24 protein-coding genes and 1 riboswitch are annotated in these 23,837 nt (G+C 66.5%); of the genes, 7 read left to right on the top strand and 17 right to left on the bottom strand.

Annotated elements, in window-relative coordinates:
- Positions 1-45: 45 nt before the first annotated feature.
- Complete coding sequence (locus tag BKA03_RS04205) at positions 46-1,182, top strand: P-loop NTPase (RefSeq protein WP_083971314.1); 1,137 nt, start codon at positions 46-48, stop codon at positions 1,180-1,182.
- A 72-nt stretch (positions 1,183-1,254) separates the two neighbouring features.
- Here the strand turns inward: BKA03_RS04205 and BKA03_RS04200 are convergent, their stop codons facing one another.
- A complete protein-coding gene (locus BKA03_RS04200) occupies positions 1,255-1,836 on the bottom strand; it encodes a hypothetical protein (RefSeq protein WP_152649495.1) in 582 nt (193 codons plus the stop codon).
- Between the two features lie 45 nt (positions 1,837-1,881).
- Between BKA03_RS04200 and BKA03_RS04195 the strand changes: the two genes are divergently transcribed.
- Complete coding sequence (locus BKA03_RS04195) at positions 1,882-3,162, top strand: galactokinase (protein ID WP_083971316.1); 1,281 nt, start codon at positions 1,882-1,884, stop codon at positions 3,160-3,162.
- 40 nt (positions 3,163-3,202) lie between these two features.
- Here BKA03_RS04195 and BKA03_RS04190 read toward each other — a convergent pair whose 3' ends face one another.
- From BKA03_RS04190 to BKA03_RS04170, 5 genes are all read right to left on the bottom strand, one after another.
- Entirely contained in the window at positions 3,203-4,012 is an 810-nt protein-coding gene (locus tag BKA03_RS04190) for an exodeoxyribonuclease III (RefSeq protein ID WP_062074507.1), read from the bottom strand.
- A gap of 30 nt (positions 4,013-4,042) precedes the next feature.
- Positions 4,043-4,924, bottom strand: a complete 882-nt coding sequence (locus tag BKA03_RS04185) for a bifunctional methylenetetrahydrofolate dehydrogenase/methenyltetrahydrofolate cyclohydrolase (RefSeq protein WP_062074508.1) — start codon at positions 4,922-4,924, stop codon at positions 4,043-4,045.
- A complete protein-coding gene (gene glyA, locus BKA03_RS04180; RefSeq protein WP_062074509.1) occupies positions 4,924-6,222 on the bottom strand; it encodes a serine hydroxymethyltransferase in 1,299 nt (432 codons plus the stop codon). Before glyA ends, BKA03_RS04185 begins: the two co-directional genes overlap by 1 nt.
- Positions 6,223-6,275: 53 nt before the next feature.
- A riboswitch (ZMP/ZTP riboswitch) is annotated at positions 6,276-6,380 on the bottom strand.
- A gap of 70 nt (positions 6,381-6,450) precedes the next feature.
- A complete protein-coding gene (locus tag BKA03_RS04175; protein ID WP_152649496.1) occupies positions 6,451-7,530 on the bottom strand; it encodes a DUF4190 domain-containing protein in 1,080 nt (359 codons plus the stop codon).
- A gap of 30 nt (positions 7,531-7,560) precedes the next feature.
- Complete coding sequence (locus tag BKA03_RS04170; RefSeq protein ID WP_062074511.1) at positions 7,561-8,064, bottom strand: GNAT family N-acetyltransferase; 504 nt, start codon at positions 8,062-8,064, stop codon at positions 7,561-7,563.
- On the opposite strand from BKA03_RS04170, the gene purU reads away from it, so the two are divergent.
- The 3 genes from purU (at position 8,063) to BKA03_RS04155 (ending at position 11,446) form a co-directional block, all read left to right on the top strand.
- Positions 8,063-8,968, top strand: coding sequence for a formyltetrahydrofolate deformylase (gene purU, locus BKA03_RS04165; RefSeq protein WP_083971319.1), 906 nt, complete (start codon positions 8,063-8,065; stop codon positions 8,966-8,968). The genes BKA03_RS04170 and purU overlap by 2 nt on opposite strands.
- A 28-nt stretch (positions 8,969-8,996) precedes the next feature.
- Positions 8,997-10,859 (top strand): glycoside hydrolase family 3 protein, encoded by a 1,863-nt coding sequence (locus BKA03_RS04160; RefSeq protein ID WP_083971321.1) that lies wholly within the window; start codon positions 8,997-8,999, stop codon positions 10,857-10,859.
- A gap of 134 nt (positions 10,860-10,993) precedes the next feature.
- Positions 10,994-11,446: a bleomycin resistance protein gene (locus tag BKA03_RS04155; RefSeq protein ID WP_062074513.1), complete on the top strand. Its 453-nt coding sequence runs from the start codon at positions 10,994-10,996 to the stop codon at positions 11,444-11,446.
- Here BKA03_RS04155 and BKA03_RS04150 read toward each other — a convergent pair.
- Together BKA03_RS04150 and BKA03_RS04145 are read right to left on the bottom strand one after the other, a co-directional pair.
- On the bottom strand, positions 11,443-12,429 hold the full coding sequence (locus tag BKA03_RS04150; RefSeq protein ID WP_062074514.1) for a malate dehydrogenase: 987 nt from the start codon (positions 12,427-12,429) through the stop codon (positions 11,443-11,445). The genes BKA03_RS04155 and BKA03_RS04150 overlap by 4 nt on opposite strands.
- A 51-nt stretch (positions 12,430-12,480) precedes the next feature.
- Positions 12,481-13,698, bottom strand: a complete 1,218-nt coding sequence (locus tag BKA03_RS04145; protein WP_062074515.1) for an NADP-dependent isocitrate dehydrogenase — start codon at positions 13,696-13,698, stop codon at positions 12,481-12,483.
- A 143-nt stretch (positions 13,699-13,841) separates the two neighbouring features.
- On the opposite strand from BKA03_RS04145, the gene BKA03_RS04140 reads away from it, so the two are divergent.
- Positions 13,842-14,675, top strand: a complete 834-nt coding sequence (locus BKA03_RS04140; RefSeq protein WP_062074516.1) for an aquaporin — start codon at positions 13,842-13,844, stop codon at positions 14,673-14,675.
- 74 nt (positions 14,676-14,749) lie between these two features.
- On the opposite strand, the gene BKA03_RS04135 is transcribed toward BKA03_RS04140, so the two are convergent.
- From BKA03_RS04135 to purN, 6 genes are all read right to left on the bottom strand, one after another.
- The gene (locus BKA03_RS04135; protein ID WP_062074517.1) at positions 14,750-15,187 is read right to left on the bottom strand and encodes an arsenate reductase ArsC; all 438 of its coding nucleotides are present in this window, start codon (positions 15,185-15,187) and stop codon (positions 14,750-14,752) included.
- 38 nt (positions 15,188-15,225) lie between these two features.
- A complete protein-coding gene (locus tag BKA03_RS04130; RefSeq protein ID WP_062074518.1) occupies positions 15,226-16,266 on the bottom strand; it encodes a metalloregulator ArsR/SmtB family transcription factor in 1,041 nt (346 codons plus the stop codon).
- Positions 16,263-17,372 carry an ACR3 family arsenite efflux transporter gene (arsB, locus tag BKA03_RS04125; protein WP_062074519.1) on the bottom strand — a complete coding sequence of 370 codons (1,110 nt, stop codon included), beginning with the start codon at positions 17,370-17,372 and terminating at the stop codon, positions 16,263-16,265. Before arsB ends, BKA03_RS04130 begins: the two co-directional genes overlap by 4 nt.
- A 195-nt stretch (positions 17,373-17,567) precedes the next feature.
- Positions 17,568-17,837: a hypothetical protein gene (locus BKA03_RS04120; RefSeq protein ID WP_062074520.1), complete on the bottom strand. Its 270-nt coding sequence runs from the start codon at positions 17,835-17,837 to the stop codon at positions 17,568-17,570.
- Complete coding sequence (purH, locus tag BKA03_RS04115) at positions 17,837-19,396, bottom strand: bifunctional phosphoribosylaminoimidazolecarboxamide formyltransferase/IMP cyclohydrolase (RefSeq protein ID WP_062074521.1); 1,560 nt, start codon at positions 19,394-19,396, stop codon at positions 17,837-17,839. The genes BKA03_RS04120 and purH overlap by 1 nt, the downstream gene beginning before the upstream one ends.
- A complete protein-coding gene (purN, locus tag BKA03_RS04110) occupies positions 19,393-20,028 on the bottom strand; it encodes a phosphoribosylglycinamide formyltransferase (RefSeq protein WP_083971324.1) in 636 nt (211 codons plus the stop codon). Before purN ends, purH begins: the two co-directional genes overlap by 4 nt.
- Before the next feature lie 48 nt (positions 20,029-20,076).
- Here purN and BKA03_RS04105 point away from each other — a divergent pair, with 48 nt between their 5' ends.
- Positions 20,077-20,487, top strand: a complete 411-nt coding sequence (locus BKA03_RS04105) for a hypothetical protein (protein ID WP_152649498.1) — start codon at positions 20,077-20,079, stop codon at positions 20,485-20,487.
- On the opposite strand, the gene BKA03_RS04100 is transcribed toward BKA03_RS04105, so the two are convergent.
- Genes BKA03_RS04100 through sucC form a run of 3 tightly spaced genes read right to left on the bottom strand, consistent with a single transcriptional unit; the run spans position 20,408 to position 23,809 of the window.
- On the bottom strand, positions 20,408-21,688 hold the full coding sequence (locus tag BKA03_RS04100) for a cell division protein PerM (protein WP_062074523.1): 1,281 nt from the start codon (positions 21,686-21,688) through the stop codon (positions 20,408-20,410). The two genes, BKA03_RS04105 and BKA03_RS04100, sit on opposite strands and share 80 nt — an antisense overlap.
- Before the next feature lie 48 nt (positions 21,689-21,736).
- Positions 21,737-22,627 carry a succinate--CoA ligase subunit alpha gene (gene sucD / locus BKA03_RS04095; protein WP_062074524.1) on the bottom strand — a complete coding sequence of 297 codons (891 nt, stop codon included), beginning with the start codon at positions 22,625-22,627 and terminating at the stop codon, positions 21,737-21,739.
- 9 nt (positions 22,628-22,636) lie between these two features.
- Positions 22,637-23,809, bottom strand: a complete 1,173-nt coding sequence (gene sucC, locus BKA03_RS04090) for an ADP-forming succinate--CoA ligase subunit beta (protein WP_062074525.1) — start codon at positions 23,807-23,809, stop codon at positions 22,637-22,639.
- Between the last annotated feature and the right edge of the window lie 28 nt (positions 23,810-23,837).

Raw genomic sequence — 23,837 nt, 5'->3', positions numbered from 1 at the left:
GCACCGGCGCGGAGGTCCAGCGCAAGCACCCGTACGATGGTGGGCATGCCCACCGAAGACATGTTGAGAAGCGCGCTGGCCCTGGTGATCGACCCCGAGATCCGTAGACCGATTACGGAAGTGGGGATGGTGCGCTCCGTCGAGATCGACGACGATGGGGTCGCCACGATCGGCATCGACCTCACGATCGCCGCGTGCCCGATGCGTGAACGACTCACGAGCGACGTGGATGCGGCGGTTCGGTCCGTCGAAGGCGTCACCGACGTCCGCATCGAACTCGGAGTGATGACGGACGAGCAGCGTCTCGCCTTGCGCTCCAAGTTGCGCGGAGGGGCGCCCGAGGCAGTCATCCCCTTCACTCAACCCGGGAACCTCACCAAGATCTACGCCATCGCCTCTGGCAAGGGCGGCGTCGGCAAGTCCACCGTCACGGCGAACCTCGCGGCGGCGATGGCGGCCGACGGCCTCAAGGTGGGAGTCCTCGACGCCGACATCTTCGGTTTCTCCATTCCGAGCATGCTCGGCGTGAAGGGCCAGCCCACGCGCCTCGACGACATGCTCCTGCCCCCGATCTCTCACGACGTCAAGACTGTGAGCATCGGCATGTTTGTGCCGGAGGGCCAGCCCGTCGTGTGGCGGGGCCCGATGCTTCACCGCGCGCTCGAGCAATTCCTTGCCGACGTCTTCTGGGGTGACCTCGACGTGCTCCTACTCGACCTGCCTCCAGGCACAGGGGACATGGCAATCTCCGTGGCTCAACTGCTCCCCCACGCAGAACTCGTGGTCGTGACCACGCCGCAGACCGCGGCGGCGGGAGTCGCCGAACGCGCCGGTTCGATTGCCACGCAGACTTCACAGTCCGTCGCCGGCGTGATCGAGAATATGGCATGGCTCGAACAGGCAGACGGTTCGCGGCTTCACCTCTTCGGCGAGGGTGGCGGCCAGCACGTCGCCGATCGCCTCACCGCGACCCTCGGCACTCCCGTTCCTCTTCTGGGTCAGATCCCTCTCGAAATCACCACGCGCGAGGGTGGCGACAACGGTATGCCAGTCGTCATCGGCGCCCCCGAGACCGCTGCGGCACAGGCGATGGTCGCCATTGCACGCTCGCTCACCTCAAGAAGCAGGGGCCTGGCAGGCAGAAAACTGGCGGTCACACCGGTAAGCGGCACCGGACACTAGACACCGCGCACTAGACACCGCGCACGACGTTCCAACGGGTCGCGCCGCCGGGCGACGCGACCCCGACACGGGCTACTTGTGAACGTAGCCGCTTTCACGCACGCCCCAGCCGGCGATGATGGCGGCCACGAGGCCGCACAAGATCGCTCCAGTTGAGACGGCAGGCGTCGCGAGGGCAGACATCACCGCGTCGTCCCACCCGAGACCGCCCCCGATGCCTTTCGCGCCGCTGAGAACGCTGGACAGGATTCCGCTCAAGTCGCCGAACTTCTGATTCACCAGTCCCGTGGTGGCCAGCACATGAACCCCGATCGCGGCCAGGACGAAGGCCGTCACCTGGTGCCTCAGTCCGCGGCAACCCGAAAGGTAACGCACGGTGAAGCCGACGGCGAACGCCTCGGCAAGGCCGAGCAGTGTGAGCGCGAGCAGAAGGTTCGAGTTGGGCACGAGCACGGACAGCAAGAGGGCCACCGCGATGGCGACGACGAGTCCGCCTAGCATCGCCCCCATCCGGTTGCGCCGCAGGCGTTCAAGAACGGACGGGGACGGGGAAGCGGGGACCACAGGGGCAGCCGCCGCTGCCGCGGGCGCCTCAACTTCTGGGGGCTGCACAGGCTCGGGCGTTGCAGACGAGCGTGGCGTACGAGCGGCCATGAGAAGACTCCTTGAGTTGACTACAGTTCCTTCACCCATCATGGCATGCGGAAAGTGAATGCAACCGGTCAGGCATTTGGCATGATGGTCAACGTGACTGATTTGCCTGATAAGGCCGAGACGCGGTGGATGACGGCTTGGTCGCGCGAGGAAGGCAACCGGCGAGCAGAGGAGAACCTCCTCGCCGCGTTCGGAGTCGAGGCCAAGGGCACGTGGTCCGCGCCGGGCCGCATCAACCTGGTGGGCGAGTACACCGACATCAGCAACGGCGTGTGCCTGTCGACCGTCATCCCCCACCGCACGTATATCGCGGCGACCAAGCGCGATGACTCGATCATCAGAATCACCACCGACCTTTTCCGCGACGCGAACGATGCGCACCCCGTGTGGGAGGGCAACCTCGAATCGCTGGAAGACCTACGCGACGAAGACGAATGGATGTCCTACCCGGCGGGAGTGCTCTGGTCTCTCCAGGAACGCGGCTATGCGGGCAGCGGCATGGACATCGCCATCACGTCGTGCGTGCCGATTTCGGCGGGCCTCAGCTCATCGACTTCGCTGACCGCGGCGACCGCGCTGGCCGCCAACGCCGTGTGGGGCTTGGCCCTGCCCACCGATGTCGACGCCACCGAACTCGCCGAGGTCTGCATGGATGCGGAAAACGACCTGGTGGGCGGCGCAACTGCCGGCGTGGCGCAACACACGATCCTGCGATGCGCGCCAGGCGAGGCGATCTATTTGGACTTCAGCGCGCGACCTCCGATCGCGCAACTGTGCCCCCTGACTCTCGCCGATTACGGGCTCGGGCTCCTCATTATCGATACGGGAGTACGCTCCACGCGGCAAGTCGCGATGGTGCGGCAACGGATGGCCGACGCCGCCGCCGCGGCCAAGGCCCTGGGAGTGTCAGCACTGCGAGAGCTCCCAACGGGACCAAACGGTCTTGCGCGCGTCAACTCCATCGCCGACCCCATCCTCCGCAAGCGGGCGCGGCACTTCTTCATGGAGAACGAACGTGTCGAGCAGGTGCGCGACGAGCTCACCGGCACCGCTCCCGCGCACGAGCGCTTCGTCTCGGTTGGCAAGGCGATGTACCGATCCCACGCGTCGCTCGAGGTGGACCTCGAAGTCAGTTGCAGTGAACTCAACCTCGCCATCGACACGGCCTTCCGTCTGGGAGCGATCGGCGCGCGGCTCGTCGGCGCGGGCGACGGAGGCTCTGCCATCGCGTTAATGCGTCGCTCGCAGTCCGCTGGCGCCGCAACGGTGATCGACGAGGCGTTTCAGAAGGAAGGACTCGCACGCCCGCGCTTTGCCTTCTTCTAGGCGCAACGCGGCCTGAGGCGCGCCGTTCTCTGCGAACCGCCTAGCTCACACTCAGGTCGTACTCGATCGTCAGCGGCGCGTGGTCGGACCAACGTGCATCCCACGACGCCGCCCGTCCCACGACAGCTGACCTCGCCGCATCGGCCAGTGCGCTCGTCGCGAACTGATAGTCGAGCCGCCAGCCGGTGTCCGTGTCGAAGGCCTTGCCCCGCATGGACCACCACGTGTACGGACCGTCATGAAGCCCCTCGATCGCCCTGTGAACATCAACCCAACTCGACTCCACCCACCTGTCAAGGTAGGCGCGCTCTTCGGGCAAGAAGCCCGCCGACTTGAGATTGCCCTTCCAGTTCTTGATGTCGTGGTGCGTGTGAGCGATGTTGATGTCCCCCATGACCACCACCCTGTCGAACGCCCCCTGGAGCGCGGCCAGCCGCGCGGTCATCAGATCCAGGAACTCGTACTTGGAATCCATCTTGGGCGTGCCCGCTTCGCCGGAGTGGACATACACCGACACGACACGCACGGGGCCAGCAGGCGAGGCGATCGTGGCCTCCACCCAGCGACCGGTGTGCTGGGCGGCACTGGCGGCTTCACCGAGAGCGTCGGCGCCCACGAGAACATCCGACGGCTCAGCCCGCGACAGGATGGCAACGCCCGCCCGGCCCTTGACCTCGCACTCCTGATGGACGACGTGCCACCCGGAGGCGAAGGCCTCCCGCACCACGTCATCGGGCGCGCGTACCTCTTGGAGACACACGACATCGGCGCCGGAGCCGTCGAGCCACTCCTGGAAGCCCTTGCGAAGGGCGGCACGCACCCCGTTGACGTTGATGGTGACGATGCGCATGCGGACAGCCTACCGAGGCCGCCCGACGCGCTATCGGCCCGCTTGGCGCTCGGCCGACTCCACCACGTTTGCGAGCAGCATCGCGCGCGTCATCGGGCCCACTCCTCCCGGGTTGGGCGAGTACCACGAGGCCTTCTCACGCGCCTCGATGGCGATGTCCCCGACCACCTTGGTCTTCCCCGTGACCGGGTCCGTCGCGCGGGACACGCCCACGTCGATCAGGATGACGCCGTGCTTGACCATGTCGGCCGTGACAATGTCCGGCACACCGGCCGCCGCGACGATGACGTCGGCGTTGCGCGTGTGCGTCGCCAGATCGGCGGTGCCGGTGTGGCACAGGGTCACGGTCGCGTTGACGGCCTTGCGGGTGAGCATTAGGCCGATCGTGCGGCCGACGGTGGCGCCCCGGCCGATCACCACGACATCCCGGCGTCCGAGGTTCACTCCGTGGCGCTCGACCAGCTCAATGATCCCCTTGGGCGTGCACGGCAGGGGGCTTTCGATGTCCTCACCCACGCGCGCCACGAGGCGACCGAGGTTGGTGGGGTGCAGCCCATCGGCATCCTTGTCGGGGTCGATGCGCTCCAAAACCTTGTTCGTGTCGATGCCATTGGGGAGCGGCAGTTGGACGATGAACCCGGTGCAGTCGGGGTTCGCGTTGAGCCTGTCGACCGCGGCCTCGACCTCGGCCTGGGTTGCCGTGGCGGGCAGGTCCTCGCGAAGCGAGGCGATCCCCACCTCGGCGCAGTCGGCATGCTTGCCGTTCACGTACCACGTGGATCCAGGGTCTTCACCGACGAGCAACGTGCCCAAACCAGGGACGATGCCGCGCGTCGCGAGCGCGGCGACCCTCTCGGCCAGTTCGGCCTTGATGGTGGCAGCGGTGGCCTTGCCGTCGAGTATCTGTGCCATTACTGGGCCAATCCGGGGTAGAGCGGGAATTCGTCCGTGAGTCGCTTGACGCGAGCCCTGAGCGCGTCGATGTCAGCGCCACCCTTGAGCGCGGTCGCGATCACGTCGGCCACCTCGGTGAACTCGACCGATCCGAAGCCTCGCGTCGCGAGCGCCGGGGTGCCGATGCGAACACCAGACGTGACCATCGGGGGGCGGGGGTCGAACGGAACCGCGTTGCGGTTCACGGTGATGCCGACCTCGTGAAGAAGGTCCTGAGCCTGCTGGCCGTCGATCGGGCTGTTGCGCAGGTCGACGAGCACCAGGTGGACGTCGGTACCACCGGTGACGACGTTGATGCCCGCAGCAATCGCGTCGGGTGCGGTCAGTCGTTCCGCAAGGAGCCTTGCCCCCTCGAGGACGCGCTCCTGGCGCTCCTTGAATTCCGGGCCGGCGGCGATCTTCAGCGCGGTCGCCTTGGCGGCGATCACGTGCATGAGCGGGCCGCCCTGCTGGCCGGGGAACACCGCAGAGTTGAGCTTCTTGGCGAGTTCCTCGTCGCGCGAAACGATGAGGCCGGAGCGGGGGCCGCCGAGCGTCTTGTGGACCGTGGTTGACACGACGTCGGAATAGGGAACCGGGCTCGGGTGCAGGCCCGCGGCAACGAGCCCCGCAAAGTGGGCCATGTCCGTCCACAGCTTGGCGCCGATCTCGTCCGCGATCGCACGGAAGGCCGCGAAGTCGAGGTGACGCGGGTAGGCAGACCAGCCAGCGATGATCACGTCGGGGCGCTCGGCGAGTGCCTGCTCGCGCACCTGCTCCATCTCGATGCGGTGGCTCTGCTCGTCCAGGCCGTAAGCGGCGACCTCGTAGAGCTTGCCGGAGAAGTTGAGCTTCATGCCGTGCGTGAGGTGGCCGCCGTGGGCGAGCGAGAGGCCCATGATCTTCTGGCCCTTGTTGATGAGCGCGTGCAGCACGGCCGCGTTGGCAGTGGCGCCCGAGTGCGGCTGCACGTTCGCGTAGGCGGCGCCGAACAGGGACTTGGCGCGCTCGATCGCGAGGGCCTCGGCCACGTCGACCTCCTCGCAACCGCCGTAGTAGCGCTTGCCCGGGTAGCCCTCGGCGTACTTGTTCGTCAGCACGGAGCCCTGAGATTGGAGCACCGAGCGGGGAACAAAGTTCTCCGAGGCGATCATCTCGAGGTAGTCGCGCTGGCGACCGAGTTCACGGTCGAGCACTGCGGCGATCTCGGGGTCGATCTCGGAGAGCGGGGCGTTCATGATTGCCTGAGTGGCAGTGGGAGTCGCGGCTTCAGTCATCGCAGTTCCTTCGCGTCGTTCGGCGCGCGCGGCGCCGAGGTGAACTCATCGGCGACCGTGGCCCAGGCGAACGACCGTGATCGATGGCCACGCCGCGAGGCACGGCCATCATGTCGCTTCCTCGCGGTTACCCGCGTGCGCCAGTCGCGACAGGAGCAGTCTAGCCGATGTGCCAAGACACTCGGCAAGCGACAAACGCCCGTGTCCGACGTCGGATACGAGCGCCGACTACTTCCAAACGAGCGTCTGATCCAAGCGAGCGAACACGTCCTGTGACTTGTAGACCCACTCCGCCTCGTTATATGCGTGGACGACGAAGCCGCTGATTTCGGTGCCATCGTCAAGGGTGCGAGGAACGGGGAGCATCACCACGTCGACCCGATAAGCCGCCAGTTGACCAATCGAGCAATCAAACTGCACCGCGGGCAGCCCACCCAGTTCGATGCTTTTCTCGACGATGTCGGTCGCGCCGCTGTCGGGCAACAAGCTGTCGCGCACGTATGCCGAGACCACCTTGATGTCGGTCGAGTTGAACGCGGTCATCAGAAAATCTGTCTTCAACGCCTCGAACGAGATCCCCGAGCCCGCGGCACCCGAACCGAAGAGCTTGATCTCGGGTTCCCCGCTACCGGACTTGTACTCCCACCACAACTCGCTCGATGGCTCGCAGGTGTCGGGAGAGCCCTGGGCCACCCACCAGGCCTCGCCATCGATCGTGAAGCACGGGGTGTCGATCGCATCACCCCTGAACATGCCGTCAACGGAGCTCGAGACGCCGGACTCGTCCACAAAGGCGGCGTATGCCGTGTCGAAACCCGAGTCGGCGATCCCCGCCTCGGTCAACGTGACACCGCCTGCTGGCACATCGGCGACCTCTGAGGGCTGCCCCGTCGCAACGGTATCCCCCGCCTCGCTCCGCAACGCCTCCTGGGCCTTCTGGTCAGAGAAGATGGCGACGGCGCTCACGATAGCGAAGATCGAGAGCGCGGTTCCGATTGCTCCCATCACGATTCCCCACACGGCCTTCGAGTCCGAGCGGGAGCGTTTTCGACTGGCGATGCCAAGAACTATCGCCACGGGACCGATCACTGTTCCCAGCCCGCACAGCACCAGAGAGGCGATGCCTGTGATGAGGGAACCGAGAGCCAAGCCATTGCCAGGCTGCGCAGGATTCGCCTGCGGCGGGAATGCCTGGGGGTTCGCCGTACCGTACTGGGGCGCGGTTGGCGGTCCATACGGAGGCGGCAGCTGCGGAGCAGGCGATTGCGGAGTCGGCGTTTGCGGAGTCGCCGGAGTCTGGTCGGTCATGGTTTTCCCCCCAAGTTAAACGCGAACGGCCTAGTTGTCGTCCACGATGTTGCCAGCCTCGAGAATCTTGCGCAGGTATGCGTACGTCAGGTCGCCCGAGACCTCGTCGAACTGGTGGTCGAAGCCAGCCTTGTTGTACAGCGCGATGTTGTGCTTGGAGTTTTGACCGGTGAACACCCATACCTCTTTAGTCGACTCGGGCAGGTAGCCGAGGACCGCGAAGAGAAGTTGTGTGCCAATTCCCCTCGTTTGCAGGTCGGGGACGACTGCGAGCCTGCCGATCGTCGCCTTGTCGTCCTCGATCCCCACGCGAATCGAACCCACGAGACGCGGGCCAAGCCATGCACCAAGCGTCACGACGTCCTCCCGCTCGATGTCAGCGGCGAGTTCCTCCAACGTCTGCGTGAGCGCCGGGATGTGCGGGTCGTTGTACAGCTGCGCTTCGGAGACGAAGGCCGCGCGACGAATCGTCAGCAGCTCGCCTGCATGCTCTCGAGTGATCCGGTCAATGTGGACGTCGGGGTCGTCGCTCATGTACCTATGGTGTCAGGATTTTGGCCCTAACACGACTAGCGTTGTCCCCGTGTCCAACGAATCGACCGCCTGGGTGTTGTCCCTGTCCTGCCCCGATCGCGCGGGAATCGTTCACGCGGTGACGGGAGTGCTCGCCGAGCACGGGGGAAACATCACCGAATCTCAACAGTTTGGGGACCCCGACACGGGGCTCTTCTTCATGCGCGTCGAGGTCGCGTGCGCCGCTTCACGTGAGAACCTCGAGTCGGCGATCGGCGTCTTGGGCGAGCGCTTCTCGATGACGTGGCGTCTCGATGTCGCCGGACGCCGCATGCGCACCATCGTCATGGTCTCCAAGGCCGCACACTGCGTCAACGACCTCCTGTTCCGCGAGCGCGCAGGCACGCTTCCCGTCGACATCGTGGCCGTCGTCGGCAACCACGCGACACTCAAGAACCACGCCGAGTTCTACGAGAAGCCCTTCGTCCACATCCCCGTGACGGCCGAGACCAAAGCGGACGCGGAAGCCGAGCTCTTGGCCCTGGTCGAACGGATGGACGTCGAACTCGTGGTCCTCGCCCGCTACATGCAGATACTGTCGCCCGAACTGTCGGCGGCCCTGCGCGGCAAGGCCATCAACATTCACCACTCGTTCCTGCCCAGCTTCAAGGGCGCGCGGCCCTACTTCCAGGCCCACGACCGTGGCGTCAAGCTCATCGGCGCCACGGCGCACTACGTCACGGCGGACCTCGACGAGGGCCCGATCATCGAGCAGGACGTCGAGCGCGTTGACCACACCCACACCCCGGAGTCGCTCACCGCGATGGGTGCCGACGTCGAGCGCAGGGCGCTCGCGAAGGCGGTGCGCTGGCATGCCGAGCACAGGGTGCTTCTCGACGGTCACAGGACCATCGTTTTCAAGTAGGGCCTTTCGGCGGGGATATTCTCGACGCATGAAGCGCTCCGCCATCGTTGCCCTGGCCCTGACCGGTGCCCTACTCCTCGCCGGATGCACCGATTCCTCGACCACGCGCACCACGATCAGCCCGACGGCGTCGGACGGCATCGATCGTGGCTACCTTGACCAGTCGCTGCCGATCGCCACGCGCGTCGACATCCTGCTCGGCCAGATGACACAGGCGGAGAAGTTCGGCCAGATGACCCAGGTCGAGGAGAACTCGCTCAAAACGGGAGACGTCGCGAGCCTCGGACTCGGCAGTGTCCTCCACGGCGGCGGAAGCGTCGGCGGAAAGGGCGACGTCGACGCGTGGAAGTCCACCGTGGTCGAGAACCAGCATGAAGCGGTCGACGACACCCGTCTCGGAATCCCCATCCTGTACGGCGTCGACGCCGTCCACGGCTTCGGCGGAATGTACGGCGCGACCGTGTTCCCGCAGCAGATTGGGCTGGGCGCCGCGAACGACGCCTCACTCATGACGCGGATCGGAAAGGCGACCGCGCAGGAAATGTCGGCCGCGGGCATCCGCTGGGACTTCGCCCCCGTGCTCGCCGTGCCGAGCGACATCCGCTGGGGCCGCACCTACGAGGCCTATTCGCAGAACCCGACGATCGTCGCCAATCTGGGCGCTGCCTACATTCGGGGCCTGCAATCAGCCAGCCTCAGCGATCCATCGGCCGTCCTCGCGACCGCCAAGCACTTCATCGGGGATGGCTCGACGGTCTACGGTTCATCGACTCAGGTGATTGACACGCCATACCTCCTCGATCAGGGCAACACCCCAGCCGACGCGACGCTGCTGAGCGACACCCTCCTTCCGCCATATAAGGCGGCGCTCGAAGCCGGGGCCCAGTCGGTGATGGCCACCTACTCGTCCTGGGGAGGCCAGAAGGTTCACGGCGACGCGGCCCTGCTCACCGATACGCTGCGCGGAAAACTCGGCTTCACGGGCTTTGTCGTGTCCGACTGGGCGGGGTGCGACCAGATCAATCCGTCAAACTACGACGATGCGATCGTGCAGTGCATCAACGCGGGCGTCGACATGGTGATGACCCCCTATGACGGGGCGAAGTTCCTCAGTTCGCTCGCCAAGGCCGTGGCCGGCGGCACAATCTCACAGCAGCGGATCGACCAAGCAGTGAGCCGCATCCTGACGGTCAAGTTCGAGATGGACGTGTTTGCGAATCCGTATCCTGACCCTGCCGCCGCAAGCCTCGTGGGGAGCGCAGATAACCGCTCGATCGCACGTACTGCGGTGCAAGAGTCTCAGGTGCTGCTCAAGAACGACGGAGCGCTGCCCATCCCCGCAACGACCCACACCATCGCCGTCGTCGGCAACGCCGCGGACGACATGGGAATGCAGGCGGGCGGCTGGACCCAGTCGTGGCAGGGCAGCGCCGGCACCGTCATCCCTGGAACGACCATCTTGGACGGCCTCAAGAAGCGCGCAGGAGCGAACGTCACCGTCACTGCAGGCCTCCCGACGTCGGGGAAGGTCGACGTGTGCGTTGCCGCCGTCGGTGAGACTCCCTACGCCGAGGGCAAGGGCGACTCCACCGACCTCGCCCTGCCGGGACTCAGCGTCCTGGACGGATTGAAGGACCGGTGCGGGAGCATCGTGCTCGTCGTCGTGTCTGGCAGGCCCGTGATTATTACGGACGCGCTCCCGGGCGTGGATGCAGTCGTCGCGGCCTGGCTTCCCGGCACGGCCGGAGAAGGCATCGCCGACACCCTGTTTGGCGACGTTCCGTTCACCGGAAAGCTGCCCGACAATTGGCCAAAGGACATCACCCAAGTGCCCACAGCACCGGCGGGCCAGGACTACCTGTTCCCCATGGGGTATGGACTTAGCGACTAAGTCAGGCCAAGGACCGCAGCCGGTACGGTCGTGGCCGCAACGATCGCCCCGTGGTCGAAGGCCCTCCACAGCGGCAACAGCCCAACACTCCCCCGTGTGGCAACGCCCTGTGGGGCGTCTGACAGGATGAACGGGTGATCCACGCCGCAGAAGACCCCGCGCTCGTCCCCGAGCTCCTCGTCACGGACACGGCGAAGAGCATCGAGTTCTGGTGCGGCCTGTGCGGCTTCCGCATCAACTATCAGCGAGCACACGAGGGCTTCGCCTACATCTCGCGCGGCACCGCGCACGTCATGCTGGACCAGCGCGGCGTGGGGCGAGACTGGATCACCGCACCCCTCGAGCGGCCGTTTGGACGCGGGATCAACCTGCAGGTCACGGTTCCAAATCTCGAGCCGATCATCGTGTCGCTTCGAGAAGCCGGCTACCCGCTCTTCATGGCGCCCGAAACGAAGTGGTATCGAGTGAGCGACGTCGAGGAAGCAGGTGTCCAGCAATTCCTCGTCGCAGACCCCGACGGCTATCTCGTCAGGTTCCAGGCCCCCATCGACCGTCGACCGTTCACCGGCGACGTGCACGCGACCTAGAGCAGTCCGAGCTCCGTGACCGCGTCGCGCTCCTCGATGAGCTCGGCCACCGAGACGTCGATCTTCTCGCGCGCATACGCATCGATTTCCAGTCCCTGGACAATCTCCCACGCGCCGTTCTTGGCCCTCGCCGGGAAGCCACAGACGAGACCCTCGGGCACGCCGTACGACCCGTCGGAGGGCATCGCGACCGAGGTCCACACACCCTCCGGCGTGCCGTTGACCCAGTCATTGACGTGCGCCATCGCTGCATTGGCAGCCGATGCCGCCGACGACAGACCGCGTGCCTCGATCACCGCGGCACCGCGCTTGGCAACGGTGGGCACGAAGGTGTCGCGCACCCAGGCGTCGTCGTTCACGATGTCGACCGCGCTCTTGCCATCGACCACCGCGTGAGCGATATCCGGGTATTGCTTGGCCGAGTGGTTGCCCCAGATGATGACGTTGGCCACGTCGCGCACGGGCACGCCGGCCTTGAGCGCCAACTGCGCCAGGGCGCGGTTGTGGTCGAGGCGCATCATCGCGTTGAAGCGATCGGCGGGGACGTCGGGCGCGTGCGCGGACGCGATGAGCGCGTTCGTGTTGGCGGGGTTGCCGACCACGAGGATGCGCACATCGTCGGCGGCGCCGGCGTTGATGGCCTTGCCTTGCGGGCCGAAGATCCCGCCGTTCGCGGCGAGTAGGTCGCTACGCTCCATGCCCGGACCGCGTGGTCGCGCGCCCACAAGCAGGCCCACGTTGACGCCGTCAAAGGCTGCGGTTGGATCGTCGAAGATGTCGATGCCAGCGAGCAGCGGGAACGCGCAGTCCTCGAGCTCCATGGCGGTGCCCTCGGCGGCCTTGACCGCTTGGGGCACCTCGAGCAGTCGCAAGCGGACGGGCACGTCGGGCCCGAGCAGTTGGCCCGACGCGACGCGAAAGAGCAGCGCGTAGCCGATCTGTCCTGCGGCTCCGGTGACGGTGACATTGACGGGGACGGTCATAGTCCGTGCCTTCCTTCTGGCAACAGTGCCAGGGACGAGGTGGGTGGTGGGTTAAGCGAGTCGTGCTGCCAGGTTCTCGTCGAGCGCCTCAAGGAACGCCTCGGTGGTGAGCCATGCCTGGTCTGGGCCGACCAGAGCGGCCAAGTCCTTGGTCATCTTGCCGGACTCGACGGTCTTGATGACGACGTCCTCGAGGGTCTCGGCGAAGCCGGTGACCTCGGGGGTGCCGTCGAGCTTGCCGCGGTGCTTGAGTCCGCCCGTCCACGCGAAGATCGACGCGATCGGGTTGGTCGACGTGGGCTTGCCCTGCTGGTGCTGGCGGTAGTGGCGCGTCACGGTGCCGTGCGCGGCCTCCGCCTCGACCGTCTTGCCGTCGGGGCTCATCAGCACGCTCGTCATGAGGCCCAAGGAGCCGAAGCCCTGGGCGACCGTGTCGGACTGGACGTCGCCGTCGTAGTTCTTGCAGGCCCAGACGTAGCCACCCTCCCACTTCATGGCCGAGGCGACCATGTCGTCGATGAGGCGGTGCTCGTACGTGATGCCAGCGGCGTCGAACTGCTCCTTGTACTCGGCGTCGAACACCTCCTGGAAGATGTCCTTGAACGCGCCGTCGTACGCCTTGAGGATCGTGTTCTTGGTCGACAGGTAGACCGGGTAGTTGCGCTGCAGGCCGTACGCTAACGAGGCGCGTGCGAAGTCGGCGATCGAGTCATTGAAGTTGTACATGGCCATCATGACGCCACCGCCCTTGGGCATCTTGATGACCTCGAACTCCACGGGGTCCGAACCATCGGCCGGCGTGAAGGAAAGCTTCACGGTGCCCGCGCCCGCCGCCTTGTAGTCGGTGGCCCTGTACTGGTCGCCGAAGGCGTGGCGGCCGATGACGATTGGCTTGGTCCAGCCGGGCACCAGCCGGGGAATGTTCGAGATGATGATGGGTTCGCGGAAGACCACGCCACCCAGAATGTTGCGGATCGTGCCGTTGGGCGACTTCCACATCTGCTTGAGTCCGAACTCCTCGACGCGCGCCTCGTCGGGCGTGATCGTGGCGCACTTGACGCCCACGCCGTGCTTCTTGATGGCGTTCGACGCATCGATCGTGATCTGGTCGTTGGTCGCATCCCGCGACTCGATCGAGAGGTCGTAATACTCGATGTCCACATCGAGGTAGGGGTGAATCAGGCGCTCCTTGATGAAATGCCAGATGATTCTCGTCATTTCGTCGCCATCGAGCTCGACAACTTTGCCTTCTACCTTGATCTTCGCCATGCGGCGGCTCTCCTCAACAACGCGGCGTGGGGGACGAGTCAAGGTTAGTCCACGCGAGACGCCCGGCGGTTCCCGCCCGCGCGCAACGATTCCGTGCCACGATTTCCTCGAGCGCACTGTTGCGCGTCAATAGGAGGAGAGACATGGCAGACGCACCCATCGAAACCGAGACCGTCGAACTCGAGGCCGACCTCGAAACACGAACCGTCGTGACCGAACCCTCGGGCCCCAGCCTGCTCGCGCGTGTGGGTGCAGAGGCCGCCGGTACGTTCATCATGGTGCTTCTTGGCGCCGGAACCGCGCTGCTCCTCAAGGTCACCGGCAACCCCCCGATCGTGGTTGGCCTCGGTTTTGGCCTCGGCGCGATGATCGCGATCATCGCCTTTGGCCACATCTCGGGCGCCCACGTCAACCCTGCGGTGACCGTGGGATCGTGGATCGCGGGCCGCCTGTCCGGCCTCGACGTCGTGCCCTACGTCCTTGCCCAGGTGGTCGGTGGCATCCTCGCGGGCCTGTTCTTGAGGCTCGGCCTCGGATCGCTCGACGTGGTCGACAAGGCACAGGCCATGGGGCTCATGAGCTCCGTGTCGAACGGATTCGGTGATCACGCACCATTCGCGACCGCGGGCCTCAACTGGGGTGTCTTCGTCGCGCTCATCGTCGAGATGCTGGCAACCGGTCTGTGGGCGCTCGTGGTCCTGAGCGCCACGGCCAAGAAGGCGTCTCCCGCCATCGCACCGTTCGCGATCGGCCTCGCCGTCGCGGCGCTGGTCAGCTTCACGCTTCCCTTCACGAATGCCGCCCTCAACCCCGCGCGCGCCACGGCCACGGCAATCTTTGCTGACAACTGGGCACTGACCCAGTTGTGGGCATGGTGGCTCGCCCCGATCGTCGGGGCCGCTATTGTGGGACTGGCGTTCCGCATCTTCGGACCCGCAGAGGACCTCGTCGCGGTGCCGTCGGCGAGATTCGAGTAGAAAGCCCCGTCCCGAAGCAAAAGCCGCCGCGTAGCAAGTATTGCCGCGCCCCGGTGCGTACAGGAGCGCCCCAGTCAGGCGCTCGCTGCGTCTACGGGCGCGATGCCGAGCTCGCTAAGCAGCGTCAGGATGCGGCCGCGGATCTCGTCGCGGATGGGGCGCACCGAGACGATCCCCTGTCCCGCCGGATCTTCGAGGACCCAATCCTCGTACCGCTTGCCAGGGAAGATCGGGCACGTGTCGCCACAGCCCATGGTGATGACGACGTCCGATGCCTTGACCGCCTCGGTCGTGAGGACCTTGGGCTGCTCGGCTCGGATGTCGATGCCGAACTCGAGCATCGCCTCGACCGCGGTCGGATTGATCTGGTCGGCGGGCATCGAACCGGCCGAACGCACCTCCACCGCGCCACCCGAGAGAACGCGCAGGAAGCCCGCCGCCATCTGGGAGCGGCCCGCGTTATGGACGCACACGAATAGGACAGACGGCTTGGCAGTGGGGTTGTCGGTCATTCTCTCTCCTGGGGTTTCCGGTGTTTCAGGCGGGTAAGTCAGGCGGGCAGGTCGGGGCTGGTCACATCAAGGACGTGCAAATCAAGGTCGGGCAGCAGCCCGGCGAGAAGCGCACGCACGCGGGCGTCGAGCTCGTCGCGGATCGCGGCGACACCGGCCGCGGAAGCCAAGGCGGGATCTCCCACGAGCCAGTCCTCGTACCTGATGCCGGGAAGGACAGGGCACACGTCGCCGCAGCCCATGGTGATCACGACGTCGGCGGCGCGGACGGCATCGTCGGTCAGGGGCTTGGGGAACACGTCGTCGCCGGCTCCAAGCTCGGCCAGGACAGGTCGCACACCCGGGTGAACGTCGGCGGCCGGCGTCGAGCCCGCGGAGCGGACGACGACCCGCTCGCCCGCGTAGTGGCGGACAAGCGCGGCGGCGAGTTGGGATCGACCGGCGTTCGCGACGCACACGAAGAGCACCTGCGGCTTGGCGTCGACAGGGCGCGTCGTGTCGGCGAGGCGCTGACGCGCGAACCGTTCGGTCAGGGTCAGCAGGTGCACGGAAACCGTCGCCGACCGTGCGAGCGCGGTGTATGACTCTCGCACGATCCGACGCACGACGTCCATGCGCACGTCAGGGAAGCGCAGTGCGAGGCTTTCGGACAGGCGGTCCAGGGACGCGTCGGCGTCCGTGAGACCCACCATGTGATGGGATTCGGGCACGGACGCCAGGGACGCGGGTGCGAACGACTCGAGCAGAGTGGACACCGCGCCCTTGAATCCAGGGGCGATGCGGTACCAGACCCAGGTCCCGCGCCGCTGTGACGTCAGCACCCCGACGTCACGCAAGACCTTGAGGTGGTGGGAGACCGTCGGCTGCGACACGTCCGTCAGCGCGGCGAGATCACACACGCACGCTTCCCCGGCCGGGGCGGTGGCGATGAACGAGAGCATCCGCAGACGCAACGGCTCCGCGAGGGCCTTGAGGGTGGTCGCTACGGCGCCGGCGACCCCGGTGTCGATGGCGTGCGACTCGACCTGCGGGGTGCAGGTCAGGTCAAGCTCGGTGCGCGAGGGCGTCGAGGCGGTCATGATCTCGCCCCGTCCAGCGTTTTTTGGGCCGTAGCGCCGGTGTGGGGATCAACGGCGAACCAGTGGCGGGCAGACCACAGGGAGACGTAGACGAGCCCGACCAGCACGGGGACCTCGATGAGAGGCCCAACGACCCCTGCCAGCGCCTCGCCAGACGCCGCCCCGAACGTGCCGATTGCGACCGCGATCGCGAGCTCGAAGTTGTTGCCCGCCGCCGTGAACGCCAGAGTCGCAGAACGTGCATAGCCGAGGGCAAGCGCCCTACCGAGAGCCATCCCTAGCCCCCACATGACGGCAAAGTAGGCCAGGAGCGGCAGCGCGATGCGTACGACGTCGAGCGGGTTCGAGGTCACGGCCTTCCCCTGGAGCGCGAACAGCAGGACGATCGTGAACAGCAACCCGTAGAGGGCCCAGGGGCCGATACGCGGGAGGAACTTCGACTCGTACCAGTCACGGCCCTTTGCTCGCTGTCCGATCCACCGTGACGCAAACCCGGCGATGAGCGGGATCCCTAGGAATACCAGGACATTCATGGCGATCTGTCCGATCGACACCTCGAGCCCTTGCGTGTCCAGACCGAGCCAACCGGGCAAGACCGTGAGGTAGAAGTACCCGAGGAGAGCGAACGCGACGACCTGGAACACGGAGTTGATCGCCACCAACACCGCTGCGGCTTCGCGGTCCCCGCATGCGAGGTCGTTCCAGATGACGACCATCGCGATGCACCGGGCGAGGCCGACGATGATCAGTCCCGTGCGGTACTCGGGAAGGTCGGGAAGGAACGTCCAGGCGAGTGAGAACATCAGCGCCGGACCCACGAGCCAGTTCAGCACCAGGGACGAGACGAGGAGCCTCTTGTCGCCCGTCACTGCGGCAACCTTGTCGTAGCGGACCTTGGCCAGCACCGGGTACATCATCACCAGGAGGCCGATGGCGATCGGCACGGAGATCCCGCCAATCTCCATCCTCGCCAGCACGCCCGAGACACCCGGGATGAAGCGCCCCAGTGCCACGCCTGTGGCCATGGCAAGTCCGATCCAGAGCGGGAGCCAGCGATCGAGCGTCGAGAGCCTGCCGCGAGTGCCTGCAGTGGCGAGGCCGCTCACGCGAGGACCTCCCCGGTCTCCGTCGTCAGGGCCTGCTCGGGTCGCGCGCGGACAAAGACCAGACCCTCGGCTTGTATCGACATGGCTCTATATTGACATACTTGGATTCAGGGGGCAACCTCCCGCCTGGTCCGCGAGTGCGACACGAATCGCCGGGTGGTTCGAGGTCGGTCAGCGGGGTATCCGTTCCGCGACTCAACCGAGCGGCGTCGTCAACCCCAAGAAGAGCAGCACCCCGCCCAAGACCACGAGCACAACGACGTCCACGAGCTTGCTCCTCACCACGAACGCCCTGCCAAGCGGAGCGAAAGCGCGGGCCGCCGCCCCCGCAAGCGCAAATGCGGCAAGCGACAGGATGGCCACCCTCGCCGACACGAAGCCCGCGAGCGAAACGAGCACCACCGTCGCCGCGAGCACGGCGACGGCGACGTGCCGAGAGGTGAGTTCGGGCTCGTTCTTCGGCATCAGTGAAAGAAGTGCCTGGTGCCCGTGTGGAAGAGGGCGATTCCCGCGGCCTCGGCCGCGGCTATGACCTCGCCGTCCCTGACGGAGCCTCCTGGGGACACCACGGCCCTCACCCCCGCATCGATGAGCACTTGTAGCCCGTCCGCAAACGGGAAGAACGCATCTGAAGCCGCGACGGAACCGAGCACTCGCTCCGCGCCCGCCCGGTCGACGGCGAGGCGGCACGAGTCGACACGATTCACCTGACCCATGCCGATGCCCATGGCAGCGCCGTCCCTGGCAAGCAGGATCGCATTCGACTTGACGGAGCGGCATGCCTTCCACGCAAAGTCGAGATCGGCGAGTACCGCCGATGACACGGGGGCTCCCGCGACCTGGGTCCACGTCGAGGGATCGTCTCCTTCCGCGTCAATCGCGTCGGAAACCTGGACCAGCACCCCTCCGGAAATGCGTCGCCACTCGGTGCTGAGCGGTACGTGCGTCACCTCAAGCAGCCTGAGGTTCTTCTTGACGGACAGAATCTCGATCGCCTCTGGCGAGTACGCGGGCGCCACCACGACCTCGGTGAAGATGTCCGCAATCTGGTGAGCCGCCTCGGCGGTGATCGTGCCGTTTGAGGCGATCACTCCGCCGTACGCGGAGATGGGGTCGGTCGCGTGCGCCTTGCGGTGCGCCTCGGCGATCGTCGCGCCCACCGCGATGCCGCACGGATTGGCGTGCTTGATCACCGCGACGGCAGGGCCGGTCTGGTCGTATGCGGCGCGCACAGCGGCGTCGGCGTCGACATAGTTGTTGTAGCTCATCGCCTTGCCGTGCAGTTGGCGTGCGTGTGCCAGCCCACCTGGCACCGAGGGGTCGCCATAGACGGCGGCCGGCTGGTGCGGGTTCTCGCCGTACCGCAGCGTCCCCAACTTTTCGAACGACGCCCCCATCCAGGAGGGGAAGCCCGTGCCCTCGTCATCGGGGGCCACCACGCTGCCCATCCACGAGGCGACGTGAAGGTCGTAGTCGGCGGTGTGCCTGAATGCCTTGGCCGCGAGAGCGCGCCTCTCGTCGAGCGTCGTGCCGCCCTGAGCGACGGCAGCGGCGATCGCGAGGTAGGACGAGGGGTCGACAACAACCGCGACCGAGGGGTGATTCTTGGCCGCGGCACGGACCATCGACGGACCGCCGATGTCGATCTGCTCGATCACGTCATCCGGTGCCGCACCCGAGGCCACGGTCGCGGCAAAGGGATACAGGTTCACGACGACGAGGTCGAAGGGCTCGATGCCCAGGTCCGCGAGCTGGTTCCGATGCGATTCGAGGCGCCTGTCGGCAAGGATGCCTGCATGGACGCGAGGGTGCAACGTCTTGACCCTGCCGTCGAGGCACTCAGGGAAGCCCGTCAGATCCTCCACTGGAGTGACGGGAACACCCGCCGCCGCAATGCGGGAAGCCGTCGACCCCGTCGACACGATGTCAACGCCCGCCGCATGGAGGGCGCGCGCAAAGTCCTCGATGCCCGTCTTGTCGTACACGGACACCAGGGCCCGCCGCACCGGCTGACGCTCACTCATGCAATTGTTCCTTCCGTCGTTCCCACGCGGGCGATCTTGCCCTCGATGGTCCATCCCGACCGCACCATCGTGCCGATCGTGTCGACAACCAGTTCTCTCTCGGCGGCCTTAATGCGCTCATGCAGAGAGTCCTCGGTATCATCTTCGCGCACGACGACGGCCCTTTGGGCAAGTATCGGTCCCGTGTCGACGCCCTCGTCGACGATCATCACGGTACAACCGGTGACCTTCACGCCTGCGGCCAGCGCCTCTTTGACGGCGTGGGCGCCAGGAAAGGCTGGCAACAGGGCGGGATGCGTGTTGACGATGTGGCCTGGGAAGGCCCGCAATACCGGCTCGCCAAGAAGCCGCATGAAACCCGCACACACCACAAGGTCAGGATCGAAGGTCGCCGCGGCGCGAGCGATGGCCGAGTCCCACGTCGTGCGATCGGGGAAGTCGCGGGGCGAGACAATCGCGGTCGGTAGCCCTGCGTTTGTGGCCACTTCGAGGCCCCGCGCATCCGCTCGATCCGCGATGACTGCGGCGATCGTCGCGCGGTACTCGGGGTCCTCGCAGGCCGACGCGAGGGCCGCCATAATCGACCCCGCGCCCGAGATAAGCACCACAATGCGGGCGGTCCGGTTTGTCACAGTCAGACCCTATAGGCATGCTGGGACCGTGACCGACTGGAATCTGACATGACGCCCAAGCCCGAAGCGCCCGCTCCCGCGCCCGAACTCGTGAAAGTCCGGCGCTATTCGCGCCTATTTGTGTGGAGCATGATCGCGACCTGGCTGCTCAGTTTCGCGCCCATGATCTATCGGCTCGGAACACTCCCGCTCGCGCTGCTCGCCATCGTCCTCGGCGTCCTCGCCTTCTGGTCCACCTTTGGGCTCCCCAACATGGGCAGCCTCCGGGTCATGCTTGGCATGGGGGGATTTGGCGCGGCGGTGCTTGCCCTCATGGGAATCGGGTGGCTCGCCATCGCACCGGAAGTGGTGCAACTCAACTCGTGTACCCGCACTGCGCTCACTCCGCAGGGGGAACTCGTGTGTCAGCAGGACTTTCACGCTGCGGTGAAGGCTCGGTACGGGATCGAGCTTCCCTAACCGGGGCGCGCATCAGGCCCGCGAGGGCCATGAGCAGCACCGCCACGAGCGCGCCGAGGCCCAGTTCCAGGCCGATCATGACCGCCGCGACGAGAGGCTGTGGCCCCACGACCGCGAGTACGCCGGGGCCGATAGCACCGCGCGCAACCCTCGAGACCGCCCCGACCGACACGGAGACGAGGACGATTCCGATGCCGATCGCGGGTAGCGCGCGCACGCCCTGCCCAATCCGCTTCCGCAGGATCATCGTGACGATGGCACCCACGACGCCGAGGACGACGGGGCTCCACGCGAGCGCACCGCCGGCAGCGTGCGGGAGAGTGGCCAAGAGAGGCAAGGCGGGGATGGTGGACGTCGGCGCCTCCGCCGAGGACGAAATGACCCCGCCGAGCACGTAGCCCGCTCCGCTCAGCCACGACACGACCCACACGACGAGCGTTGGCGCATACAGGATTTCGAGGAACGCCAGCGCGGCCCCACCAGCGGCGTCAACGCCGAGCGACGTCGCGGATTCCGCCACCAGGTGGCGAGCCCCCACCGTGGAGACGACGAGTGCGATGGCCGCCAAGGCGACCGAGCCAGACCCCATCGCGACCGCTAGACGGATTCCCGATCTGATGGCCTCCGGCACCCGCTTGAGCCAGGTCAGTGCCGCGCCCCTCTGACGCAACAGGCCCCAAGCCACCGCGGGTATCGCGAGCATGAGCGCGACAACGGTGGCGCGAACGACCCTGGTTCGCGAGTCATCGGCGCCACCCCACGCGAGCGAGGCGGACAGTCCGACGGTTGCGGCGAAGGCGGCAACGGCCGCGAAGCCCGCGGTCCAGGTGGGTGACGCGAAGCGCCTCGCGAGTTGCATGAGCATGAGGACCGTGAGCGAGGCGACTCCCAGCGGCACGAGCGTCACGGGTACTCCATCCACGGCCCACGGCACGCCGAAGCCCGTGAGCCATACGCGCGCGGCAATCCCCGTGGCCTTGCCCCAGCTGATCTGCGCGGCGGCCGCTGAGGAGGCGATGACCCACATGGGAATGAGCACCACCGCGAGGGAGAAGAGCGCACCCTGAATCCCTGCGAGCGCGCCACCAATCCAACCGGGCGCCTCGGTGCGCACCCTGGACACGGCTTCGGTGACCGCCCGCGCGGCTCCTGCCACGCGCCCAGTGGCCGTGGGAGGTTTCGCCTGGGGGTGCACCGTCATGCCGCTATGGTCACCCGCCGCGAGCCTCGCGGCGGGGACCGGCGCGCGTCAGCGGCCCAGGATCTCCCGCATGAGCTGCGCGGTTTCCGACGGCGTCTTGCCGACCTTGACTCCTGCGGCCTCGAGGGCCTCCTTCTTTGCCTGGGCGGTGCCTGCCGAGCCGGAGACGATCGCGCCTGCGTGGCCCATCGTCTTGCCCTCGGGAGCCTCGAACCCGGCCACATAGCCAACGACGGGCTTGGTGACGTGGTCCTTGATGTACGCGGCCGCGCGCTCCTCGGCGTCGCCGCCGATCTCGCCGATCATCACGATGGCGACGGTGTCTGGGTCGTTCTGGAACGCCTCAAGGCAATCGATGTGGGTGGTGCCCACGATCGGGTCGCCACCGATGCCCACCGCGGTCGTGAACCCGATGTCGCGCAGTTCGAAGAGCATCTGGTAGGTCAACGTGCCCGACTTGGACACGAGCCCGATCTTGCCCGGTCCCGTGATCGTGGCTGGGGTGATGCCCACGTTTGACTGGCCCGGCGTGATGAGGCCTGGGCAGTTGGGGCCGATAAGCCTGACGCCCTTGGCCTGCGCGTGGGCGAAGAACTCGGCGGTGTCCTTCACCGGGACGCCCTCGGTGATGATCACTGTCAGCGGCATTCCGGCATCGATCGCCTCGACCACGGCCGACTTGGTGAAGGCGGGCGGGACGAAGACCACCGAGACGTCGGCGCCCGTAGCCGCCATCGCCTCGGCGACGGTGCCGAACACCGGGACGGCCACGGTCGCGCCATTGATGTCGAAGTCGACCGCGGTGCCGGCCTTGCGGGGGTTGACGCCGCCGACGATCTTGGTCCCGGAGGTCAGCATGCGCGTGGTGTGCTTGATGCCCTCCGTGCCGGTCATGCCCTGGACGATGACTCTGGATGCTGCGGTGAGGAAGATGGCCATGGTGTCTCCTTAGGCTGCCGAGGCGGCGAGCTCGGCGGCCTTGGCCGCGGCGCCGTCCATGGTTTCGACAATGGTAACGAGCGGGTGGTTGGCGGCCGCCAGGATCTGGCGCCCCTCCTCCACGTGGGTGCCGTCTAGGCGGACGACGAGCGGCTTGGAGGCTGCGGCACCCAACGTCTCGAGGGCGCCGACGATGCCATTTGCCACCTCGATGCACGAGGTGATGCCGCCGAACACGTTCACGAGCACGCTCTTGACCTGCGGGTCATTGAGGATGACATCAAGCCCGTTCGCCATCACCTCCGCCGAGGCGCCGCCGCCAATGTCGAGGAAGTTGGCGGGCTTGACGCCGCCGAACTGCTCCCCCGCATAGGCCACGACGTCGAGCGTCGACATGACGAGGCCCGCTCCGTTGCCGATGATGCCGACCGCGCCGTCGAGCTTCACGTAGTTGAGGTTCAGCGCCTTGGCCTTGGCCTCGAGCGGGTCGGCGGCCTCCTTGTCCTCGAGTGCCTCGTGGTCCGCGTGGCGGAAGCCTGCGTTGTCATCGATGGTGACCTTGCCGTCGAGGGCGACGATCTTGCCGTCCTCGGTCAGCACGAGCGGGTTGACCTCGACGAGAGTGGCGTCCTCCTCGCGGTACACGGTCCAAAGCTTCTGGATGGCGTCGGCGACGGGTCCAGCAAGTTCCGCTGAGAAGCCCGCGGCCGCGACGATCTCGGCGGCCTTGGCCGCGTCGATGCCCACGATCGGGTCGACTGCCACGCGGGCAAGGGCCTCGGGACGCTCGACCGCGAGTACTTCAATCTCCACGCCGCCCTCGACCGAGCACATCGCCAAGTAACGGCGCTCGGAGCGATCCAGCAGCACGGAGAAGTAGAACTCCTGCGCGATCCTGGCGCCCGCGGCGATCATCACCTTGTGGACCGTGTGGCCCTTGATGTCCATGCCAAGAATCTGCGCGGCGGCGGCCTCGGCATCGGCCGGGTTGTGCACCACCTTGACGCCGCCCGCCTTGCCGCGGCCCCCGGCCTTGACCTGCGCCTTGACGACGACGGTGCCGCCTCCAAGGCTCTCGGCCGCGGCTCGCGCCTCGGCTGCAGTGGAAGCGACAATGCCCGCCAACACGGGGACACCGTGCTTCTCAAACATGTCTCGTGCTTGGTATTCGAAGAGGTCCATCGGATTCCTTGACGCATCGGGGCACACG

Source organism: Demequina lutea, assembly GCF_013409005.1.
Taxonomy (GTDB): domain Bacteria; phylum Actinomycetota; class Actinomycetes; order Actinomycetales; family Demequinaceae; genus Demequina; species Demequina lutea.
Note: the sequence above shows the minus strand (reverse complement) of the source record. Positions and strands in the feature narration are given on the sequence as shown.

What these genes read in the sequence shown, in the direction of transcription:
- BKA03_RS04205 (WP_083971314.1), top strand. Translation starts at nt 46, where the DNA reads ATGCCCACCGAAGACATGTTGAGAAGCGCGCTGGCCCTGGTGATCGAC.
- BKA03_RS04200 (WP_152649495.1), bottom strand. Translation starts at nt 1,836, where the DNA reads ATGGCCGCTCGTACGCCACGCTCGTCTGCAACGCCCGAGCCTGTGCAG.
- BKA03_RS04195 (WP_083971316.1), top strand. Translation starts at nt 1,882, where the DNA reads ATGCGGAAAGTGAATGCAACCGGTCAGGCATTTGGCATGATGGTCAAC.
- BKA03_RS04190 (WP_062074507.1), bottom strand. Translation starts at nt 4,012, where the DNA reads ATGCGCATCGTCACCATCAACGTCAACGGGGTGCGTGCCGCCCTTCGC.
- BKA03_RS04185 (WP_062074508.1), bottom strand. Translation starts at nt 4,924, where the DNA reads ATGGCACAGATACTCGACGGCAAGGCCACCGCTGCCACCATCAAGGCC.
- glyA (WP_062074509.1), bottom strand. Translation starts at nt 6,222, where the DNA reads ATGACTGAAGCCGCGACTCCCACTGCCACTCAGGCAATCATGAACGCC.
- BKA03_RS04175 (WP_152649496.1), bottom strand. Translation starts at nt 7,530, where the DNA reads ATGACCGACCAGACTCCGGCGACTCCGCAAACGCCGACTCCGCAATCG.
- purU (WP_083971319.1), top strand. Translation starts at nt 8,063, where the DNA reads ATGTACCTATGGTGTCAGGATTTTGGCCCTAACACGACTAGCGTTGTC.
- BKA03_RS04170 (WP_062074511.1), bottom strand. Translation starts at nt 8,064, where the DNA reads ATGAGCGACGACCCCGACGTCCACATTGACCGGATCACTCGAGAGCAT.
- BKA03_RS04160 (WP_083971321.1), top strand. Translation starts at nt 8,997, where the DNA reads ATGAAGCGCTCCGCCATCGTTGCCCTGGCCCTGACCGGTGCCCTACTC.
- BKA03_RS04150 (WP_062074514.1), bottom strand. Translation starts at nt 12,429, where the DNA reads ATGACCGTCCCCGTCAATGTCACCGTCACCGGAGCCGCAGGACAGATC.
- BKA03_RS04145 (WP_062074515.1), bottom strand. Translation starts at nt 13,698, where the DNA reads ATGGCGAAGATCAAGGTAGAAGGCAAAGTTGTCGAGCTCGATGGCGAC.
- BKA03_RS04140 (WP_062074516.1), top strand. Translation starts at nt 13,842, where the DNA reads ATGGCAGACGCACCCATCGAAACCGAGACCGTCGAACTCGAGGCCGAC.
- BKA03_RS04135 (WP_062074517.1), bottom strand. Translation starts at nt 15,187, where the DNA reads ATGACCGACAACCCCACTGCCAAGCCGTCTGTCCTATTCGTGTGCGTC.
- BKA03_RS04130 (WP_062074518.1), bottom strand. Translation starts at nt 16,266, where the DNA reads ATGACCGCCTCGACGCCCTCGCGCACCGAGCTTGACCTGACCTGCACC.
- BKA03_RS04120 (WP_062074520.1), bottom strand. Translation starts at nt 17,837, where the DNA reads ATGCCGAAGAACGAGCCCGAACTCACCTCTCGGCACGTCGCCGTCGCC.
- purH (WP_062074521.1), bottom strand. Translation starts at nt 19,396, where the DNA reads ATGAGTGAGCGTCAGCCGGTGCGGCGGGCCCTGGTGTCCGTGTACGAC.
- BKA03_RS04105 (WP_152649498.1), top strand. Translation starts at nt 20,077, where the DNA reads ATGACGCCCAAGCCCGAAGCGCCCGCTCCCGCGCCCGAACTCGTGAAA.
- BKA03_RS04100 (WP_062074523.1), bottom strand. Translation starts at nt 21,688, where the DNA reads ATGACGGTGCACCCCCAGGCGAAACCTCCCACGGCCACTGGGCGCGTG.
- sucD (WP_062074524.1), bottom strand. Translation starts at nt 22,627, where the DNA reads ATGGCCATCTTCCTCACCGCAGCATCCAGAGTCATCGTCCAGGGCATG.
- sucC (WP_062074525.1), bottom strand. Translation starts at nt 23,809, where the DNA reads ATGGACCTCTTCGAATACCAAGCACGAGACATGTTTGAGAAGCACGGT.